This window comes from Streptomyces sp. JJ38 (assembly GCF_019303475.1).
Lineage (GTDB): Bacteria > Actinomycetota > Actinomycetes > Streptomycetales > Streptomycetaceae > Streptomyces.
In genome coordinates this window covers 66625-81344 of the sequence record NZ_JABLSI010000002.1, presented here as the reverse complement: position 1 = coordinate 81344, position 14720 = coordinate 66625, and the positions used below count along the sequence as shown (strand labels likewise).

Genomic DNA, 14720 nt, shown 5'->3' with positions numbered 1-14720 from the left:
GGCTGCGGTCAGCGGGTGACGGTCAGGGTGTGCCCTTGTCGTCGAACGTGCCCAAGGTTCCACCGCCCTGCTCGCTGATGGCGACACCCGGCGCAGTGTCCGCGACGTTCGGCCCGGTGATGGCAACCCCCAATGAGAACGCGGCTGCGGCGAGGATTCCGACCAGGTTGCTCAGCTTGATGCGCATTCCCTTGCCCCCTCTCGACTGTCGTGGATTCTTTCGACACAACGAGAGTCGCACCATGGCTTCCCGAGTCGTTCCCCCTCGGTCACTGCCAGCTTACCGCCGCATTCCCAGTGTGTGGAGCCGCCGATTCACCTTTCCTTGCGTCGCGGTACAACGGGCCGACCGGCGTTTTCCTCGGCCGTTTCTTCCGGCATATGCGGAGCCGCGGGCGCCGTTGACCCGCCCCGCAGAGCGGCAGAGCGGCAGAGCGGGAGACGAAGAGGGCCGGGGTCAGGCGGTGATGGCGCCGAGCCGCGGGCGGGCGAGGGCGAGGAGGTCGCCCGTGTCGAAGGCGATCGACACGTCGGGCCGGATGTCGTTGAAGACCATCTCCGGCAGCCCGCCCAGGCGCTGATCCACGATCAACTCCACCGCCGGATCGGCCGAGTACGGCGCCAGAGGCCCGCTGAAGCCAGTGACGGAGGCGGCCGTCTCCGGAGTGACGAAGCTCGCCGATCCGGCGCCGTAGAGCCGGGCCACCGCGACGAGGTCGAGGGCGCCGCCCTCTGGGACGACGGCCAGCACGTGCCGCAGCGTCCGCTTGCCGCGCTTGACCCGCAGGACGACGCACCGGGCGACGCCCTCGGAGGCGGCGGGCTGGAACCGGAAGCGGGTGCCCCGGCAGGCGGCCAGACCCAGCAGCCGGGACCAGCCGGACGGGTTCCCCCGCGATGTGCCGGAAGCGGTGCGCGCGTTCGGCCTGGCGTTGGGGGAGTGGAGCAGAGCAGGCACCGGGTTCCTCCTCAGAACGCGCTTGCATTGCTTCGGTGAAGCGTGCGACGGCACCATCCCCTTTCGCTCCCCAGCGGTTCCCGCCGCACCCGCGCCGCGGCCGGCCCGTGACGGGCTCGCGACGGCGGGCGGGGCCCGGTGCGCCAGCACCGGGCCCCGCCCGCCCTCACCGCTCCGCCCGGCCTGCCCTCACTCGGCCTTGATGGCAGCGAGCATGTTGAGGCGGGAGGCCCGCCGGGCGGGCCACATGGCGGCCAGCACGCCGACCAGGGCCGCCAGGAGGAGGAAGAGGCCCATCCGGCCCCAGGGCAGGACCAGTTCGTACGTCGGCAGGACGCCGCCGACGATCTCCCCGGCCGCCCAGCCGAAGAAGACCCCGAGGCTGAGGCCCATCACCCCGCCGAAGAGGGAGATGACGACGGACTCCAGCCGGACCATCGACTTCACCGAGCGGCGGTCCAGGCCCACCGCGCGCAGCATGCCGATCTCCGGCGACCGTTCGAAGACGGACATCGCCAGGGTGTTGACGACGCCGAGCACCGCGACGACGACCGCCATGGCCAGCAGCCCGTAGAGCATGTTGAGCATGAGGGTGAACATGGAGGCGATCTCCTCGGAGATGTCGCCCTCGTCCTGCACCAGGATGGCCGGGTTGTCGCCCAGCGCCCGCTCCAGCGCGTTCTGCGTGGCCTCGCTCGCCCCGCCCTCGGTCTTGACCAGCACCTGCAGGTCCGTCACCCGCTCCATGTGCGGGTCCAGGGTGGCGGTGTCGAGCATGATGCCGCTGAGCATCTCGTTGCCCTCGTAGACGCCGGTGATGCTCAGCTCCCCGCGCTCTCCGTCCTCGTAGGTCAGTGGGATGGTGGAGCCCCGCGTCCAGCCGTACGCCTCGGCCGTGTCGGCGTCGACGATGGCCGCGTCGCCGCTGAGGCCCTCCAGGGAGCCGGAGGCGAAGTCCAGCGACAGCAGCTCGCCGAGGTCCCGTCCGTTGACGCCGGTCAGGTACTCGGTGGACCCGTCGATCTCGGCCGGCGAGCTGCGCAGCGGGCTGACCGCCGTCACCCGCTCGTCGTCGGCCAGCGACTTCGCCACCTCGGGGGCCAGCGGGTTGAAGCTCGCCATGGAGACGGCGTAGTCGGCCTTCAGCGCGTCCGTGGCCATCTTCTCGATGCCCTTCTGGGCGCCCCCGGCCAGCACCGTCATCCCGGTGATCAGGGTCAGCCCGATCATCAGCGCGGAGGCGGTGGCGGCCGTGCGGCGCGGGTTGCGGACGGCGTTCAGCCGGGCCAGCTTCCCGGAGATCCCGAAGACGCGCAGCAGCGGGGACGCGGCGGCGATCAGCGGCCGGGACAGCAGCGGCGTCAGGACGAAGACGCCGATCACCAGGAGGGCGGCGCCGAGCCCCATCGGGCCCTTGGCCGCGTCCGCGTCCATGCCGGTGCCGGCCAGCACCAGCGCCGCACCGCCGGCGGCCAGCAGCGAACCGATCGTGTTGCGGACGAGGAGCCCGCGGCCCGTGGCCGTCGCGTGGACGCTGTTCATCGCGGCGACCGGCGGGATCTTGGCGGCCCGGCGGGCGGGCAGCCACGCCGCCAGCACGGTGACCACGACGCCGACGAGCAGCGAGGTGACGATCGCGCCCGTGCCCACCTGGAGGGGGCCGTCCGGGACGGTGACGCCGAGGGAGCCCATGAGCGAACGCAGCCCGGCCCCGATGCCGACCCCGGCGGCCAGGCCCGCGACCCCGGCGACCAGACCGACGACGGTGGCCTCGATCAGCACCGACCGCGTCACCTGCCGCCTGCTCGCCCCCACGGCCCGCAGCAGCGCCAGCTCCTTGGTGCGCTGGGCGACGAGCATGGTGAAGGTGTTGGCGATGATGAAGACGCCCACGAAGAGGGCGATGCCCGCGAAGACGAGCATGCTGGTCTGCATGCCGCTCATCTCCGACTCGATCATCCGCGACTGGTCGTCGGCGAGCCTGGCCCCCGTGATGGCCTCGGCGGTGTCCGGGAGGATGTCCTCCACGGTCCGCTTCAGCTCCGCCTGCGAGGTGCCGTCGGCCGCTGTCAGTGTGATCTCGTCGTACTGGCCCGGCTCCCCGTAGAGGCGCTGGGCCGTGGCGGTGTCGAAGAGGACGAGCGTGCCGCCGGCGGCCACGTTGCCGTCGTCCGTGGTGAAGACGCCGGTGACCGTCTCGGTGCGCACGGGTCCGTCCACGGACATCCGCACGGTGTCACCGACCTCGTAGCCGGTGCGCTCGGCGGTCTTCGCGTCCAGTGCGATCTCACCGGGCCGCTGCGGCGCGCGTCCACTCCGCATCGGGTAGCGGTCGTCCGAACCGTCGGCCCCTGGGGAGTAGTTGGTGCCGCGTGAGGACCAGCCCTGGCCGACGAGGTCGCCGTCCCGGTCCGCCAGGGCGGCGAACCCGGACACGGTGCCGGTGGCCCGCGCGACCCCGGGCAGCCCGGCGGCCTCGTCCAGCAGCTCCTGGCGCAGCGCCGGGGCGTCACCGGGGGTGGTGGACGCGTCGGCGTCGGGCCGGAGGGCCACGTCGACGTGTTCGAAGCCCTTCTCGGAGCTCTTCTGGAACGCGGTCGAGACGGTCGAGGTGAACACCAGGGTGCCGGCGACGAACGCCACGCCGAGCAGGACGGCGAGCACGGTCATCAGCAACCGGGCCTTGTGCGCGAGCACGTTGCGCACAGCGGTACGGAACATGGTGGAGTCCTACGGGAGGTTCAGGGGGGCGGGAGGGTATGGGCGCGACGGCGAGGGGCGGGCTCAGGTCGTGCGCCCCTTGGCGTCGAAGCCCTTCATCCGCTCCAGCACCCTGTCGGCGGTGGGCTCGGCCATGTCGTCCACGATCCGGCCGTCGGCGAGGAAGATCACGCGGTCCGCGTAGGAGGCGGCCACCGCGTCGTGGGTGACGATCACGACCGTCTGGCCCAGCTCGCGCACCGAGTTCCGCAGGAAACCGAGCACCTCGGCGCCCGAGCGGGAGTCCAGGTTGCCGGTGGGCTCGTCACCGAAGATGATCTCGGGACGGGAGGCGAGGGCGCGGGCCACGGCCACCCGCTGCTGCTGCCCGCCGGAGAGCTGGCTGGGCCGGTGCTTCAGCCGCCCGCTCAGGCCCACCGTCTCCACGACCTGGTCCAGCCAGGCCCGGTCCACCTTGCGGCCCGCTATGTCCAGGGGCAGCGTGATGTTCTCCAGCGCGTTCAGGGTGGGCAGGAGGTTGAACGCCTGGAAGATGAAGCCGATCTTGTCCCGGCGCAGCCGGGTCAGCTTCTTCTCCTTGAGCGTCGTCAGCTCGGCGTCGCCGATGCGCGCGGAGCCGCTGGAGACGGAGTCGAGCCCGGCCATGCAGTGCATGAGCGTCGACTTGCCGGACCCGGACGGGCCCATGATCGCGGTGAACTCCCCGCGGCGGAACTCCACGGAGACCCGGTCCAGGGCGATCACCTTCGTCTCGCCCGTGCCGTAGACCTTGGACAGGTCGGCGGCGCTGGCGGCCGCCGCCCCGGTACGGACGGTGGCGGGCGCGCCTGGCTGGGTGGTGCTGGTGGTCACGGGAACGGGCTCCTGTTCGGTCAGGCGGAGGGGTACCACTCCATCGTGGGCCCGCGCCCGGCCCCGGGGATCAGCCCTGCCGCCCGTCTTGGGGCCGCCTTCCGGTGTACCCGCCCCGGTGGCCCCGTCCTACCTTCGGATGACCCCGACCCCGACCCGTCTCCGGCGCCCCCTGGGCAGGCCCCGTACGGGCCCGGGCCGTGCCCTCCCGGCGCCCACCCGACGACTTTGCGACATTCCTGATCCACTGGCATATGCCGCCCGGGGAGCCTGATCGTGCCGGTCAACGTCTGACGGTGCGTCAGACGGCAATAAAATAAGACAACATCGTTCACCGAACGCGACGTTGGAAGCACGGATCCGGTTACTCTCGTTGCGCACCCTCGGAGCGGGTCCCCGCCGCCTGGCAGGCCCGGAAGTCGGTGCCCGGATGGTGGAATGTAGACACGACGAGCTTAAACCTCGTTGGCCTCGTGGGCCGTGCCGGTTCGAGTCCGGCTCCGGGCACACCGGCGCTCCCCAGCGCCGGACGGGTCGCTTCCAGCACCCCGCCCGCGCGCGTCCCCCCCCTTTGGCCCACCCCCGGCACCGCACCCGACTGCGTCCCGGGTGCCGAGCCCAATGTGCCCCACGACTCGGGCTGGCCCCTCACGGCCGACGAGACGGGCCGCCCGGTCATGCCGACGCCCTGAGGTCCAGGCCCGCCGCCGCCCGGCGCGGCGCTCGCCGGGGGCGGGCCCGGGGGCGGGGCCGGGGGGCGGCACCCTCCTCGTCGTGGTCACCGGGCTCATCGACCCGGTCAAGGAGGGGTGGCCGTTGCCGCGGTGTGGCTCCTGGGCATCGCCGTGCTGTGAACCGTCCGGCTCAGGCGGCGGTCGTCCAGGCGGAGGTGTCGGACGCGGCGCGGGCCCACAGGGTGAGCAGGCGGCTGTACTCCTCGGCCCGACGGGCGTCGGCGGGCTGCTCCATCAGGCGCCGGATGGCGGCGTTCACGTCGTCGGCCGGGGCGGCACGCGCCGGGTCGGGAGACGGGGAGGAGAAGGTCATGGGTTACAGAGTAGGGGCACCCAGTGACACCGTGCGTCGGGTTTTGGCCACGGATCTCTGTGCGGGCAGACGAAGGTGACGCCGGGTCAGTTCGGGGGCCGGGCCTCGGCGTCCGCGTCGGCGGTCTCGGGGGCCGGGGCCGGGTCCTCGGCGGGGAGGCGGCGGCGCCTGCGGTGGCGCAGGAGGGCCCAGGGGCCCCGGGCGGCGCTGACCTCGGTGCCGCCCTCGGAGGCGGCCCGCGCCGCGGCGTGGGCCACGGGCAGCAGGGCCTCGCGGCGGGCGGCGTCCGGCCGCTCCTCGGCCTCGGGCCACAGCCCGAGCGCCCCGCACACGGTGGGCAGGACGGCCATGGCGGCCGTGGCGTAGCCCTCGGCGGAGGGGTGGTAGCGGTCGGGCCCGAAGAGCTCGCGCGGATTGGCGGCGAACTCCGGGCCGAGGAGGTCGCCCAGGGACACGGTGCGGCCGCCGCGGGCGACGACGGCGATGGTCTGCGCGGCGGCGAGCTGCCGGCTCAGCCGCCGGGCCAGCCAGCGCAGCGGCTGGCCCATGGGCTCCACCGAGCCCAGGTCCGGGCAGGTGCCGACGACGACCTCGCAGCCCGCCGAGCACAGCCGCGTCACGGCGTCCGAGAGGTACCGCACCGAGCGGCCGAGCGGCATCCGTTCGGTGACGTCGTTGGCCCCGATCATGATCACGCACACGTCGGGTACGCGGTCGGGGTCGGCCAGCAGCAGGCTGACCTGGCGGTCGAGGTCGTCCGAGCAGGCGCCGGGGAGGGCGACGTTCCGCAGCCGTACCGGGCGCTCAGCGACGGCGCCGAGGCCGGAGGCGACGAGGGCGCCGGGGGTCTGACGGGCGCGGTAGACGCCCTGCCCGGCGGCGGTGGAGTCGCCCAGGAACGCCAGGCGCAGGGCGGGGACGCCGCGCTGTCCGAAGGCGGCGCCGTACCGGCCGTCGGCCTGGGGCGGCAGCTCCGGGGGGCCGCCGACCTTCCGTCTGGTGAGCTGTACCTCGGCCACCAGCACGCCGACCGCCGCGCCGCCCAGCAGTCCGATCCCGCTCCCGCCGTACGCGGCGGCGGCCGCGATGCGCCGTGCCACCCTCGCCCTGGACATCCCCTGCCCGCCCTTCCCGTCGCGCCGTTCCGCCGGCGGCCCGCCCCGTCTCCCGTTCGCGCGCCTATCCGGTTGTTGCCCGCCCTGGTCCCCGCTGCAACGCCCCGTAAGGCGGGTACGCGGAATAGGCTGCTGTCACGGGACCGCGATCGCGGTCGCTCCTTCCGATGCGGAGACCACATTGCAGTATCACGAGTCGATGATCGAGCTGGTCGGCAACACCCCGCTGATCAAGCTGAACAACGTCACGTCCGCCTCCGGGGCCACCGTCCTGGCGAAGGTGGAGTACTTCAACCCGGGCGGTTCGGTGAAGGACCGCATCGCGGTCCGCATGATCGAGGCGGCCGAGCGCTCCGGCGAGCTGAAGCCCGGCGGCGTGATCGTCGAGCCCACGTCGGGCAACACGGGCGTGGGGCTGGCGATCGTCGCCCAGCAGAAGGGCTACCGCTGCATCTTCGTCTGCCCGGACAAGGTGTCGACGGACAAGATCAACGTGCTGCGGGCCTACGGCGCCGAGGTCGTCGTCTGCCCGACCGCGGTCGCGCCGGAACACCCCGACTCCTATTACAACGTGTCCGACCGGCTGGTGCGGGAGACCCCCGGGGCCTGGAAGCCGGACCAGTACAGCAATCCGAACAACCCCCGGTCCCACTACGAGACGACCGGTCCCGAGCTGTGGGAGCAGACGGACGGCCGCATCACCCACTTCGTGGCGGGCATCGGCACCGGCGGCACGATCTCCGGTACCGGGCGCTACCTCAAGGAGGTCTCCGACGGGCGGGTGAGGATCGTCGGCGCCGACCCGGAGGGCTCCGTCTACTCCGGCGGCTCCGGCCGCCCCTACCTGGTGGAGGGCGTCGGCGAGGACTTCTGGCCCTCCGCCTACGACCGTGAGGTCACGGACGAGATCATCGCCGTGTCCGACAAGGACTCCTTCCAGATGACCCGCCGCCTGGCCAAGGAGGAGGGCCTGCTGGTGGGCGGCTCCTGCGGGATGGCCGTGGTCGCCGCGCTGCGCGTCGCCGAGCGGCTCACGCCCGAGGACGTCGTCGTCGTCCTGCTGCCGGACAGCGGACGCGGCTACCTGTCGAAGATCTTCAACGACGACTGGATGGCCGACTACGGCTTCCTCGCCGAGGGCGAGCCGACGGCGGCCCGGGTCGCGGACGTGCTGAACCACAAGGAGGGCGGCGCGATGCCCTCGCTCGTCCACATGCACCCGGAGGAGACGGTCGGCGAGGCGATCGACGTGCTGCGCGAGTACGGCGTCTCCCAGATGCCGATCGTCAAGCCCGGCGCGGGCCACCCGGACGTGATGGCGGCCGAGGTCGTCGGCTCCGTCGTCGAGCGGGAACTGCTGGACGCGCTCTTCACCCAGCGCGCCTCCCTCGGAGACCCGCTGGAGAAGCACATGAGCGACCCGCTGCCGCAGGTCGGCTCGGGCGAGCCGGTGAACGACCTGATGGCCGTGCTGGAGCACGCGGACGCGGCCATCGTGCTCTTCGACGGGAAGCCGACGGGTGTCGTCAGCCGCCAGGACCTCCTGGCGTTCCTGGCCAGGTAGGGGCTCTCGACGGGCCGTGGAACACGGTGGAAACGCGGTGCGCGGCCGGTGGCCCAGGAGTCACGGCCGCGCAACGGTCCGTTAACGGCGGCCCGGCATCATGATCGGTGTCGGCAACGGCGCCGATGCGTTGCGGCACTCCGGAGCGGCTCCCGGAGGATGCGCCGCCTGGGCACGTCTCACGCGCCCCGGGGGACCGTCGTCGTCCCGACCCCGGTGTCACACCGGGGGTTCGACGGTCCCCCGTCTTCTCTCCCGCCTCAGCCCTCGTCCGCGGCGCGGCGCTGGCCCCAGGGCAGCCGTCCGGCCGAGTGGAAGGCGTTGACGCCGACGATCCCGGCCCAGGCGACGAGGATCCCGGCCAGCCCCGCCTGGTGACCGGCCACCGCGGAGAGCGGGATGCCGAGCACCAGGGAGATCACGGCCAGGGCGAAGACGGCGCCGGGGCCGGACGGGCCGTCCAGCCCGCGACGCCCGGAGGACGCCTCCCGCACGGCCGACATGCGCTGCTCGGCCAGGCGCCGCCGCACCCGGGTGTCCACGATCTCGTTCAGCCGGACGTCGACCTTCTCCAGGAACGAGTCGACGAGCGCGTCGTCGTACTCGGAACCCAGCTCCTTGCGCGTCTGCAGGGTCGCGTCCAGTTCCCGCTTCATTTCGGGGTCCACCGCACTCATACCGGTGACGGTAGGCCGCGGCGGCGGGGAAGGCACGGGGGCTAACCCCCCGGTCGCCGCACCGGTCCGCCCACCCTTTGCATAGAGTCATACAGGAATGGCGAGGGATGAAAGCACAGGGAGGGCGGGTGGAGGCCATGTCCGGCGCGGCGGCACGGTTGCACAAGCTGTTCGAGGGGCACCGGCTGACCCCGACGCAGCGGCGCATCGCGCAGTGCATGGTGAGGCGGGCCGACGACGCGCCCTTCCTCTCCAGCGTGGAGCTGGCCGAACTGGCCGGGGTGAGCCAGCCCTCGGTGACCCGGTTCGCGGTGGCGCTCGGCTTCGACGGCTACCCCGCGCTGCGCCGCCACCTGCGGGAGACCCCCGGCGCCGGAGCCCCGGGCGGCGGGGGCGAGCACACCGCCAACGCCTACCAGCAGGCCGTGCGCGAGGAGATCGACAACCTGCGGCTGCTGGCCGCCCAGCTCGCCGACCCCGCCCCCGTCGTCGAAGCCGCGCGGGTCCTGGCCGGCTCGCGGCCGCTGCCGGTGCTCGGGCTGCGCGCCGCCTCCGCGCAGGCCCGCGGGTTCGCCTACTTCGCCGCGAAGGTGCACCCGGACGTGCGGCTGCTGGACGAGGGCGGCACCATGCTCGCCGACCGCATCGACGCCGCCGGGCGGGCCGGGGCCACCGCCCTGATGTGCTTCGCCCTGCCCCGGCACCCGCGCGAGGTCCAGGGCGCCGTCGAGCAGGCCCGGGCGGCCGGGCTGCGCATCGTCACCGTCGCCGACAGCGCCTTCGCGCCCGTCGCGCACCCCGAGGACATCCTGCTGCCGGCCGCCGTCGGCACCGGGCTGGTCTTCGACACGGCCTGCGCGCCGATGCTCCTCGGCCGCGTGCTGCTGGAGGCCATGTGCGACGAACTCCCCGATGCCCAGGCACGGCTGGAGGAGTTCGACGCCCGGGCGGCCGAACGCGGCCTCTTCCTGCCCTGAGCCCGCGAGCGCCTGAGTCCCGCAGCCCGCGAGCGCCTGAGCCCGCAAGTCCGTGAGTCCGCAAGGCTTGCGATCGCCTGAGCCCCGCGAGCGCCGCAGCGGCTCAGCGCAGGGCGGCGCGGGTCGTGGCCGCCACCCGCTCCAGCGCCTCGGCGAGCTCCCGGCCGACCGCTTCCGAGGGCGTGCCGCCCGCCCGCGCCACCTCGGTCGACAGGGCCTGGGCCAGGTCGTGCCCGGCCACCGCCACCTGGTCCCCGACGGCGAACAGGCCCGCGTCCGGCAGCTCCCGGGGAGCGTGCCCCGGCTCCTCGACGCGCTGGGCCCGTGCCGCGAGATCGCGGGCCAGCGCCAGCGCCTCGGCGGCGGCGCCGCGCCGCAGCGCACTCTGCGGCAGGGCGCGCAGCCGGTCGGCGAGCGCGTCGACGGCGGTCATCAGGGGCGTCACATCGAGCACACCGCAAGCCTAAGCGCCCCCGGTGGAAGCCTTCGGTACCCGGAGGGCCTGTTGCCAACGCCCCGCTCCTCGGGCACGGTGTCGGGAAGGACTCAGCGAACGCGTCCGGAGGCGCCGATGTCCCAACTCTTCTCCGACGAGACCCATCAGAACCTGCTCGCCCGCATCCCCGAGTGCACGGGACGTGAAGTGGGGGACTGGATGCGGACCGTCGACGACGGTCCGTCGTTCTTCCGCTTCGAGGAAAAGGTCAGCTGGCTGCGCGGGGAGCACAACCTCGCCTACGGCCACGCGAAGGCCATCATCCACGAGCACGACCGCCGTCGCGGCCGGGCCGCACGCAAGCACTGAACCGACACGCGGGGCCGACACGCGGGTGACGACGTGCGGTTCTGCCCGATACGCGGCACTGACCGACGCGGCGCGGATACCGGTGGGCGGAGTCCGGGAAGGGCGCCCTGAGCAGACGCGGAACGGCCCGCGAGGCATCGCCTCGCGGGCCGTTCGTCGCGGCGGTGGAGCCGCGTCAGCCGCGTCAGTCGCTGCTGTTGAGGATCCAGGCCAGGCGCAGGAACTCGAAGTAGATCCAGGCCAGGGTCATCGTCAGGCCGAAGGCGGCCAGCCAGGCCTCCTCGCGCGGGGCGCCGTACGCGATGCCGTCCTCGACCTGCTTGAAGTCCAGGGCGAGGAACAGCGAGGCGATGACGACACCGGCGATGCCCATGAGGATGCCGATGGTGCCGGTGCGGAAACCCCAGCCGTCACCCGCGCCGAAGAGCGCGAAGCCGAGGTTGACCAGGCAGAGGATGCCGTAGCCGATACCGGCGGCGATGGCGAAGCGGGCGAACCGGGCGTTGACCCGGATGATCCGCGACTTGTACAGGAACAGCACCGCGCCGAACACCGCCATGGTGCCGATGACCGCCTGCATGGCGGCCCCGGGGGCGTAGGTGTTGATGTAGTTGCTCATCGCGCCCAGGAACACGCCCTCGAAGACGGCGTAGGCGATGATGAGCGGCGGGGAGGCCTTGGCCTTGAAGGACTGCCACATGCCCAGGCCGAAGGCGACGAGCAGCGCGACGATGGCGATGCCCAGGCCGACGTTCAGGATCCAGGCGGCGGTGGCGGTCAGGACGACGGTTCCGAGGGTCATCGCGGTGCGCGAGACCACGTCGTCCATCGTCATGCGGTCGGTGCGCGGGGCGGCGGGCGCGGGCGCGTGGCCCAGGCCCGGCTGCGCCTGGGCGTACGGGTTCCCCGCCTGGGCAGCGTAGGGGTTCCCGGCCTGCGGCTGGCCGGCCTGGAAGCCGGCGGATCCGTCCCGACTGAACCCCCGTCGCGAGAAGACCGGGTTGCTGCTCCTCATCTCACTCCTCCATGGCCGCACGGCACGGCGTCTTCGATCAGGGTAATGGTTGAGCAAAGGCCGCACGGTAGTCCACTGCTCCAACGCGGGGAAGAGAGGAAATTGTTCCCTTTACGTGACACCCTTCGTACAGGCGTTCCCGTGCACGGGTCCTTCGGGGGTCCGCGCGGTGGTCCGAAGCCTGCCGGCCGCGGTCCGTGCCGAGGCCGGTCGCGCCGGTCGGGCCGCTGTTGCGAGCCGTTTCACACGACGGGAACCGTGACCTCGGCGCTACGCACGGGTAGCTTCGCGAGGAGTTCCGGCCCGTCCGTCTTCCTGGAGTCGTCATGCCCGAAGCAGTGATCGTTTCCGCCGCCCGCTCGCCGATCGGGCGCGCCTTCAAGGGCTCTCTCAAGGACGTGCGCCCCGACGACCTCACCACGGAGATCGTGCGCGCCGCGCTGGCCAAGGTTCCGCAGCTCGACCCGCGGGACATCGACGACCTGATGCTGGGCTGCGGCCTCCCCGGTGGTGAGCAGGGCCACAACCTCGGCCGCGTGGTGGCCGTACAGCTCGGCATGGACCACCTGCCCGGCTGCACCATCACCCGCTACTGCTCGTCGTCCCTGCAGACGACGCGGATGGCGATGCACGCGATCAAGGCGGGCGAGGGCGACGTCTTCATCTCGGCGGGCGTCGAGGCGGTCTCCCGCAGCGTGAAGGGCAGCTCGGACGGGCTGCCGGACACCCACAACCCGGTCTTCGCCGACGCCGAGGCCCGTACGGCGGCCCGCGCCGAGCAGGGCGGCGAGGGCTGGACGGACCCGCGTGAGTCCGGCGAGCTCCCCGACGTCTACATCGCCATGGGGCAGACCGCCGAGAACCTGGCCCGGGTGAAGGGCGTCACCCGGCGGGACATGGACGAGTTCGGCGTCCGCTCGCAGAACCTGGCCGAGAAGGCCATCGCGGACGGCTTCTGGGAGCGCGAGATCACGCCGGTGACGACGCCGGACGGCACCGTGGTCAGCAAGGACGACGGCCCCCGCGCGGGCGTCACGCTGGAGGGCGTCGAGGGGCTGAAGCCGGTCTTCCGCCCCGACGGTCTGGTGACGGCGGGCAACTGCTGCCCGCTGAACGACGGCGCCGCGGCCCTGGTCGTCATGTCCGACACGAAGGCCCGCGAGCTGGGGATCACGCCGCTGGCCCGCGTCGTCTCCACCGGGGTGTCCGGACTGTCGCCGGAGATCATGGGCTACGGCCCGGTCGAGGCGAGCAGGCAGGCGCTGGCCCGGGCCGGGATGACCATCGGTGACATGGACCTGGTGGAGATCAACGAGGCCTTCGCCGCGCAGGTCATCCCCTCCTACCGGGACCTGGGCATCGACCTGGACCGGCTGAACGTCAACGGCGGTGCGATCGCGGTCGGCCACCCCTTCGGCATGACGGGCGCCCGCATCACGACGACGCTGATCAACTCCCTCCAGTGGCACGACAAGCAGTTCGCGCTGGAGACGATGTGCGTGGGCGGCGGCCAGGGCATGGCCATGGTCCTGGAGCGCCTGAGCTGATCCGGCCCCGTGGGTCGTCCGGCCGCGGGGCCGGGTGACCCCGGAGGGTGGTACGCCCCTGGGATGTGATCTACCTCCCAGGGGCGTACTCTTTTCGCAGCTCAGTAAGGCTTTGGCCAGAGGTTCGTTCGGGGGTGCATGCACGTTTTGTGACGTTTTCCGCTGTGCTTGAGCCCGGGGCGCGGTAAAGGTGGGGTAGGAATCGGGGCTGAAGCCGAGTCGGGAGAACGTCCAGTGATCGCCATATCCCTCATCCTGCTGCTGGCCGCCGTGGTCGTCGCGGCCCTCGGCGGGGCCGCCCTGCACGCCGTGCGCGGGCTGCGCCGCGAGGTGGCCGGACTCCGCCGTGACCTCGCGACGCGGGCACGCCGTGCCGTGCCCGCCGCCCGCACGGAGCCCGTCGGTGAGGAGGTCCGGGCCGCGGTCGCGGACGCGCTCGCGGCCGAACGCGAGCGCGAGCTCGCCGAGGCGCGTGCCTTCTGGGCCGCCCAGGAGGCACGGGACGCGGAGGGGCTGGGTGGCGGGCCGCCCCCCGGCCTGGCCTCCGGGCTCGCGGCCGGGCCCTACGACGGCCACTCCGACCACATCGTGGGCGCCATGGACGCGGCGCTGCTGGACGCCCTCCTCGACGAGGTGGCGACATCGGCCGGCCAGCCCGTGGTGCCGCGCCAGCCCGACCGCGACTCGGGCGACCGGGCCCCCGCCGCCCGCCCGGGGAGCGCCGAGGAGCCCGGGAGCGACAACGGCCCCGCCGGCCCCGGGGGATCGGCCCCCGAGCGCGTCGACGTCGAGCACGACACCGAGTTCGCCGGCGCCGAGCACGACCGGCACGCCGAGCACGAGCAGCACGGCATGGCGTTTTCCGGCGTGGAGTACGACGCCGAGCCCGTGGACGTCGAGGCGCGCGTCGAGCCCACCGCCGAGGCGGCGCACGTCGAGGCCGTGCACGTCGACGTCGACCCGGCGGAGTCCGCGCGGGCGGACGCCGAGGCGGCCGGGCGGGCCGCCGCCCGCCGCCGTCACCCCTCCAACCCGCACCACACCCTGTCGGGTGAGCCGGTGGTCCCGGCGCAGGCCGGTTCGCCGGAGAGCGACCCCGAGCGCACGCTGGCCCGGCTGGCCGCCGTGGCCGAGGCGGGCACGGAGCTGGCCGACGTGCGCCCCGGCCCCCTGGGCACGCTGGACGTCTACGTGTTCGCCGACGGCACCACCGTCTGTCTGTCACCGGGGCACCGGGAGACGGCGGAGCGGCTGGCCGACGCCCTGCGCGCCGGGAAGCCGCCCGTGCTGCTCGGCGGTTCCGGCGTCTCCGGCGGCTACGCCCTGACCTTCGGCTGCGAGGACGAGACGGTCTACGTCCTGGCCGACCGCGTCATCGCCTCCCTGTGAGCCCCGCCCGCTGAGCGGGCCCCGTCACCGTTCCTCCGCCGCCCCGGCCGGTC

The 14720-nt window shown here is 73.1% G+C and carries 14 protein-coding genes and 1 tRNA gene; 6 read left to right on the top strand and 9 right to left on the bottom strand.

Annotated features, from left to right (window positions below; genetic code table 11):
- Positions 1-22: 22 nt before the first annotated feature.
- The 4 genes from HPT28_RS01570 to HPT28_RS01555 form a co-directional block, all read right to left on the bottom strand.
- Positions 23-187 carry a hypothetical protein gene (locus HPT28_RS01570; RefSeq protein ID WP_219088414.1) on the bottom strand — a complete coding sequence of 55 codons (165 nt, stop codon included), beginning with the start codon at positions 185-187 and terminating at the stop codon, positions 23-25.
- 270 nt (positions 188-457) lie between these two features.
- Positions 458-958 carry a YbaK/EbsC family protein gene (locus HPT28_RS01565; protein ID WP_219088412.1) on the bottom strand — a complete coding sequence of 167 codons (501 nt, stop codon included), beginning with the start codon at positions 956-958 and terminating at the stop codon, positions 458-460.
- A 189-nt stretch (positions 959-1147) separates the two neighbouring features.
- Positions 1148-3679 carry an ABC transporter permease gene (locus HPT28_RS01560; RefSeq protein ID WP_219088410.1) on the bottom strand — a complete coding sequence of 844 codons (2532 nt, stop codon included), beginning with the start codon at positions 3677-3679 and terminating at the stop codon, positions 1148-1150.
- 63 nt (positions 3680-3742) lie between these two features.
- Complete coding sequence (locus HPT28_RS01555; protein WP_219088408.1) at positions 3743-4531, bottom strand: ABC transporter ATP-binding protein; 789 nt, start codon at positions 4529-4531, stop codon at positions 3743-3745.
- A gap of 424 nt (positions 4532-4955) precedes the next feature.
- On the opposite strand from HPT28_RS01555, the gene HPT28_RS01550 reads away from it, so the two are divergent.
- Positions 4956-5038 (top strand) — tRNA-Leu (locus tag HPT28_RS01550).
- A 357-nt stretch (positions 5039-5395) separates the two neighbouring features.
- On the opposite strand, the gene HPT28_RS01545 is transcribed toward HPT28_RS01550, so the two are convergent.
- Positions 5396-5578 carry a hypothetical protein gene (locus HPT28_RS01545; protein WP_219088406.1) on the bottom strand — a complete coding sequence of 61 codons (183 nt, stop codon included), beginning with the start codon at positions 5576-5578 and terminating at the stop codon, positions 5396-5398.
- A gap of 86 nt (positions 5579-5664) precedes the next feature.
- Positions 5665-6693, bottom strand: coding sequence for an SGNH/GDSL hydrolase family protein (locus tag HPT28_RS01540; protein WP_219088404.1), 1029 nt, complete (start codon positions 6691-6693; stop codon positions 5665-5667).
- Between the two features lie 181 nt (positions 6694-6874).
- Between HPT28_RS01540 and HPT28_RS01535 the strand changes: the two genes are divergently transcribed.
- On the top strand, positions 6875-8257 hold the full coding sequence (locus HPT28_RS01535) for a cystathionine beta-synthase (protein WP_219088402.1): 1383 nt from the start codon (positions 6875-6877) through the stop codon (positions 8255-8257).
- A 260-nt stretch (positions 8258-8517) separates the two neighbouring features.
- On the opposite strand, the gene HPT28_RS01530 is transcribed toward HPT28_RS01535, so the two are convergent.
- Positions 8518-8934, bottom strand: coding sequence for a hypothetical protein (locus HPT28_RS01530; RefSeq protein ID WP_219088400.1), 417 nt, complete (start codon positions 8932-8934; stop codon positions 8518-8520).
- 107 nt (positions 8935-9041) lie between these two features.
- Here HPT28_RS01530 and HPT28_RS01525 point away from each other — a divergent pair, with 107 nt between their 5' ends.
- Positions 9042-9911 carry a MurR/RpiR family transcriptional regulator gene (locus HPT28_RS01525; protein WP_257577900.1) on the top strand — a complete coding sequence of 290 codons (870 nt, stop codon included), beginning with the start codon at positions 9042-9044 and terminating at the stop codon, positions 9909-9911.
- Between the two features lie 103 nt (positions 9912-10014).
- On the opposite strand, the gene HPT28_RS01520 is transcribed toward HPT28_RS01525, so the two are convergent.
- Entirely contained in the window at positions 10015-10365 is a 351-nt protein-coding gene (locus HPT28_RS01520) for a hypothetical protein (RefSeq protein WP_219088398.1), read from the bottom strand.
- Positions 10366-10482: 117 nt separating this feature from the next.
- On the opposite strand from HPT28_RS01520, the gene HPT28_RS01515 reads away from it, so the two are divergent.
- Positions 10483-10716 carry a DUF4287 domain-containing protein gene (locus HPT28_RS01515; RefSeq protein ID WP_219088396.1) on the top strand — a complete coding sequence of 78 codons (234 nt, stop codon included), beginning with the start codon at positions 10483-10485 and terminating at the stop codon, positions 10714-10716.
- Positions 10717-10900: 184 nt separating this feature from the next.
- Here the strand turns inward: HPT28_RS01515 and HPT28_RS01510 are convergent, their stop codons facing one another.
- Positions 10901-11731: a Bax inhibitor-1/YccA family protein gene (locus HPT28_RS01510; protein ID WP_219088395.1), complete on the bottom strand. Its 831-nt coding sequence runs from the start codon at positions 11729-11731 to the stop codon at positions 10901-10903.
- 326 nt (positions 11732-12057) lie between these two features.
- Here HPT28_RS01510 and HPT28_RS01505 point away from each other — a divergent pair, with 326 nt between their 5' ends.
- Positions 12058-13278, top strand: a complete 1221-nt coding sequence (locus tag HPT28_RS01505) for an acetyl-CoA C-acetyltransferase (protein ID WP_219088393.1) — start codon at positions 12058-12060, stop codon at positions 13276-13278.
- 234 nt (positions 13279-13512) lie between these two features.
- Positions 13513-14667: a hypothetical protein gene (locus HPT28_RS01500; RefSeq protein WP_219088391.1), complete on the top strand. Its 1155-nt coding sequence runs from the start codon at positions 13513-13515 to the stop codon at positions 14665-14667.
- Positions 14668-14720 lie beyond the last annotated feature (53 nt).

Bases quoted from the DNA above. Each gene is read 5' to 3' on its own strand.
- HPT28_RS01525 (WP_257577900.1), top strand. From the start codon at position 9,042: ATGAAAGCACAGGGAGGGCGGGTGGAGGCCATGTCCGGCGCGGCGGCA.
- HPT28_RS01545 (WP_219088406.1), bottom strand. From the start codon at position 5,578: ATGACCTTCTCCTCCCCGTCTCCCGACCCGGCGCGTGCCGCCCCGGCC.
- HPT28_RS01530 (WP_219088400.1), bottom strand. From the start codon at position 8,934: ATGAGTGCGGTGGACCCCGAAATGAAGCGGGAACTGGACGCGACCCTG.
- HPT28_RS01505 (WP_219088393.1), top strand. From the start codon at position 12,058: ATGCCCGAAGCAGTGATCGTTTCCGCCGCCCGCTCGCCGATCGGGCGC.
- HPT28_RS01515 (WP_219088396.1), top strand. From the start codon at position 10,483: ATGTCCCAACTCTTCTCCGACGAGACCCATCAGAACCTGCTCGCCCGC.
- HPT28_RS01570 (WP_219088414.1), bottom strand. From the start codon at position 187: ATGCGCATCAAGCTGAGCAACCTGGTCGGAATCCTCGCCGCAGCCGCG.
- HPT28_RS01510 (WP_219088395.1), bottom strand. From the start codon at position 11,731: ATGAGGAGCAGCAACCCGGTCTTCTCGCGACGGGGGTTCAGTCGGGAC.
- HPT28_RS01540 (WP_219088404.1), bottom strand. From the start codon at position 6,693: ATGTCCAGGGCGAGGGTGGCACGGCGCATCGCGGCCGCCGCCGCGTAC.
- HPT28_RS01560 (WP_219088410.1), bottom strand. From the start codon at position 3,679: ATGTTCCGTACCGCTGTGCGCAACGTGCTCGCGCACAAGGCCCGGTTG.